At 69.0% G+C, this 4,350-nt stretch carries 4 protein-coding genes; all 4 read right to left on the bottom strand.

Annotated elements, in window-relative coordinates; genetic code table 11:
- On the bottom strand, positions 1-554 hold a 554-nt coding region (locus AC2VNT_RS07050), incomplete at its 3' end, for a DNA gyrase subunit A (protein WP_486946170.1).
- Between the two features lie 40 nt (positions 555-594).
- A complete protein-coding gene (gene gyrB / locus AC2VNT_RS07045; protein ID WP_486946169.1) occupies positions 595-2,637 on the bottom strand; it encodes a DNA topoisomerase (ATP-hydrolyzing) subunit B in 2,043 nt (680 codons plus the stop codon).
- A gap of 220 nt (positions 2,638-2,857) precedes the next feature.
- Positions 2,858-3,430 carry a DUF721 family protein gene (locus tag AC2VNT_RS07040; protein WP_486946168.1) on the bottom strand — a complete coding sequence of 191 codons (573 nt, stop codon included), beginning with the start codon at positions 3,428-3,430 and terminating at the stop codon, positions 2,858-2,860.
- Positions 3,427-4,350 (bottom strand): DNA replication/repair protein RecF (gene recF, locus AC2VNT_RS07035; protein ID WP_486946167.1); only part of this gene is annotated, 924 nt, incomplete at its 5' end. The genes recF and AC2VNT_RS07040, both read right to left, overlap by 4 nt.

Raw genomic sequence — 4,350 nt, 5'->3', positions numbered from 1 at the left:
CCGACCGCGATCCCGCCGGAGCCGTTGGCCAGCAGGTTCGGGAACCTGCTGGGCAGCACCGTTGGCTCCTGCACCCGGCCGTCATAGTTCGGCGCGAAATCAACTGTCTCTTCGTCGATTTCGCGAAGCATCTCCATGGCGAGCGGGGTCAGCCGGGCTTCGGTGTACCGCATCGCCGCCGCCGGATCGTTGCCCGGCGAGCCGACGTTGCCCTGGCCGTCGACCAGCGGGTAGCGCAGCGACCACGGCTGGGCCATCCGTACCAGGGTGTCGTAGATGGAGGCGTCGCCGTGCGGGTGGTAGTTGCCCATCGTCTCGGCGACCGACCGGGCCGACTTGGCGTGGCTACGATCCGGCCGGAAGCCGGAGTCGAACATCGCGTACAGCACCCGGCGGTGCACTGGCTTGAGGCCGTCGCGGACCTCGGGCAGGGCACGGCCGACGATCACGCTCATCGCGTAATCGATGTAGCTGCGCTGCATCTCCTGCTGGATGTCGACCGGTTGGACCCGGTCGGTGGAGTCGTCCCCGGGGGGCAGGGTGGTGTCGGTCATCGAGTCCTCGTGTAGTTGTGCGTCGACGGGTCAGGCGTCGCTAGACATCCAGGAACCGCACGTCTCGGGCGTTGCGGGTGATGAAACTGCGCCGCGCCTCGACGTCGTCGCCCATCAGGATCGAGAACAGCTCGTCGGCGGCGGCCGCGTCGTCCAGGGTGACCTGGCGCAGCACCCGCACCTCGGGGTCCATCGTGGTCTCCCACAGCTCCTTGGCGTCCATCTCGCCCAACCCCTTGTAGCGCTGGATGCCGTCGTCCATGTTGATCTTCTTGCCGGCCTTCTTCCCGGCTGCCAGCAGGCCGTCGCGTTCCCGGTCGGAGTAGGCGAAGTCGGGTTCGGCGCCGCGCTGCCACTTGAGTTTGTACAGCGGCGGCTGCGCCAGGTAGACGTGGCCGTGCTCGACCAGCGGCCGCATGAACCGGAACAGCAGGGTCAGCAGCAACGTGGAGATGTGCTGCCCGTCCACGTCGGCGTCGGCCATCAACACGATCTTGTGGTAGCGCAGCTTGGCGATGTCGAATTCGTCGTGGATGCCGGTGCCCAAGGCGGTGATGATCGCCTGCACCTCGGCGTTCTTCAGCACCCGGTCGATCCGCGACTTCTCGACGTTGATGATCTTGCCGCGCAGCGGCAGGATGGCCTGGAATTCCGAGTTGCGGCCGCTCTTCGCCGACCCGCCGGCTGAATCACCTTCCACCACATACAGTTCCGAGCGTTTCGGATCACCGGACCGGCAATCGGCCAGCTTGCCCGGCAGTCCGCCGAGGTCGGTGGCGCTCTTTCGGCGCACCAGATCTCGCGCCTTGCGCGCGGCGAGTCGCGCCTGCGCGGTGGAGACCGCTTTGTTCACCACCGTCTTGGCTTCGGCCGGGTTGGCCTCGAACCAGTGGCTGAGCTGTTCGTTGCAGACCTTCTGAACGAACGACTTCACCTCGGTGTTGCCGAGTTTCGTCTTGGTCTGGCCCTCGAACTGCGGCTCGTGCACCTTGACGGAGATGACCGCGGCCAGACCCTCTCGGATGTCATCGCCGGTGAGGTTGGGGTCTTTCTCCTTGAGCAGCTTCTTGTCCTTGGCGTACTTGTTGACCACGCTGGTCAACGCCGCCCGGAAGCCCTCTTCGTGGGTACCGCCCTCGACGGTGTTGATGGTGTTGGCGAAGGTGTGCACCGATTCGGCGTAGCTGGCATTCCACTGCAGCGCGACCTCGACCTCGTGGCCTTCGCCCTTGCCGGAGAAGTCGACGATGCTGGTGTGGATCGGGCTCTTGGTGCTGGTGCTGTTGATGTGCTTGACGTAGTCGACGAGTCCGCCCGGGTAGTGGAAGATCCGGTGCTTGACCTTCTTGGGTCCCGCGGTCTCGGCGGCCTTCGCCTCGGCGGACTTCGGCGCCTCGGCGACGTCGCTGACCACCTCGTCGACGATCTCCGCGGTGCTCACCCGTTCGTCGGTGAGGGTGATGGTCAGTCCTTTGTTCAGGAACGCCATCTCCTGCAGCCGGCGGGCGACCGTCTCGAAGTTGTACTCGGTGGTCTCGAAGACCTCCGGGTCTGCCCAGAACCGGACCGTGGTGCCGGTCTTCTTCGTCTGTGCGCCCTGCTTGAGGGTGCCGGGCACCGAGTGGTCGTAGAACTGGGACCATTCATGGCCGTTACGGCAGATGTCCACCTCCAGCCGGGTGGACAAGGCGTTCACCACCGAGACGCCCACCCCATGCAGCCCGCCGGAGACCGCGTAGGCGCCGCCCTCACCGCCGAACTTGCCACCGGCGTGCAACTGGGTCATCACCACGTCCACGGCTGGGATACCCGACTCGTGCATGCCGACCGGGATCCCGCGGCCGTTGTCGCGCACCTCCACCGCGCCGTCGGTGAGCAACGTGACGTCCACGGCGGTGGCGTAGCCGGCCATCGCCTCGTCGACTGCGTTGTCGACAACCTCCCAGATCAGGTGGTGTAGACCCCGTTCGCCGGTGGAACCGATGTACATGCCGGGCCGCTTGCGGACAGCCTCGAGCCCCTCGAGAATCGTGATGGCCTGGGCGTCGTAGGCGGGTTGCGCGCTCTTCTTCTGGGCAGCCACGGTCGAAAAGTTCTCCTCGGGGTCGCATGCGGACGGTCGGGTTCCCGCTGCAGGTTCGGCGTCAGTCTACCGTGGACTGCCGAGGGCGCCGATTTTCTCGGGGCGTTTCCGCCCATCTGGTTGCCCCGTCACGCCTGTATCACGTGCCGAGTGGTGTCCCGCCGCTGACCCGAGCGGTTCGACGCGTTGTGGCGGTTGTCAGAGCAGCCCGGCCGACCGCTCAACCGTAGGTGTCGCGCGGCCCCCGGCCGGCGACGTGGCGAGGCCCTTTCCGCCACGACGGGGCCGTCGGACCGGTGATCCGCACCGCGGTGACGACGCCGTCGCCGACGGCCGCGGCGATCCGCGCGATCAACTGGGCCTGCACCATGCGCAGCTGGGTAGCCCACGCGGTGGACTCGGCCGACACGCTGAGCACGCCGTCGACGAGGCGGGTGGGGGTGGCGTGGTCGGCGATGTCCGGTCCGACCACCGTCGCCCACTGACCCAAGACGGCCCCTTCCGCGATCCGCGGCGACCAGCCCCGGGACCGGGCGAGGTCCCGGGCGGCGGCGTTCAGCGGCTTCGGGTCACGGGAATCCGGGCCCGGGCCCGACCAGCTGCGCCGCCGGCCGGGCGTCCCGGCCCGCCGGATCGGCGCGCGCCGACCCCGTCCCACGTCCTTGCCCTGCGCTCGGGCGACACCCCGGGCCTCCTCCAGAACGCGCCGGACCAGATCCTCGGCGCTCGGCCCGGCAGGTGGACCGGGCAGAGCCGAGCCGTCGTCGGCTCCGGGACCCGTCTGCTCACTCACCCCAGCACCTCCGATACCCGCCCGTCGTCACGGTCGTCGACGGTGATCGTCATCCGTTCAGCCTGCCAGGCGTCCGGGACGTCCTCTGGCACCGCCGCGGTGACCAACACCTGCTCGGCCGCCGCCGCCACCTCGGTGAGCGCGCGCCGCCGGGCGGCGTCCAGTTCGGCGAAGACGTCGTCGAGCAGCAACACCGGTTCGGCGCCTTCGCTGCGCAGCAGCTGATAGCCGGCCAGTCTCAGCGCCAACGCCATCGACCACGACTCGCCATGGCTGGCAAAGCCTTTCACCGGACGATCGCCGAGCCGCAGCTCCAGCTCGTCGCGATGCGGTCCGACCAGGCACATCCCGCGCTCCAACTCGGCCGGCCGGCGATGCAGCAAGGCGGCGGCCAACGCGGTCGCCAGCCCGGCCGCGTCGATGCCCGGTTCGACGGCCAGACTCGGCCGGTAGATGATGCCGGCCGGGCGGCTCCCCGGCGCCAGCAGTTGGTAGGCCTTCTCCACCTCGGGCGCCAGCTGGTTCACCAGTTCGGTCCGGGCCGCCATCAGCTCGGCGCCGTGCTCGGCCAGCTGCGCATCCCAGACGTCGAGGGTGTCGCCGACGCCCCGGTCCCCACGCCGCGACCCGGCACTTTTGAGCAGCGCCGTGCGCTGCCGTAGCGCCTTGTCGTAGTCGGCACGCACCAGGGCGATCCGCGGGCGCCGCACGCTGGCCAGCTCGTCCAGATACCGACGGCGATCGCCGGGATCGCCGCGGACCAGGGTGAGATCCTCGGGCGCGAACAGCACCGCCCGCAGCACGCCCACCACCTCCCGGGGGCTGCGGACCGGTGCCCGGTTCAGCCGCACCCTGTTGGCCCGCCCCGCGGCGATCTCCAGGTCCACCGCCAGCTCGCGGCCCTCGTTGACGACGATCGT

The organism is Mycobacterium sp. TH-M15, assembly GCF_057473705.1.
Note: the sequence above shows the minus strand (reverse complement) of the source record. Positions and strands in the feature narration are given on the sequence as shown.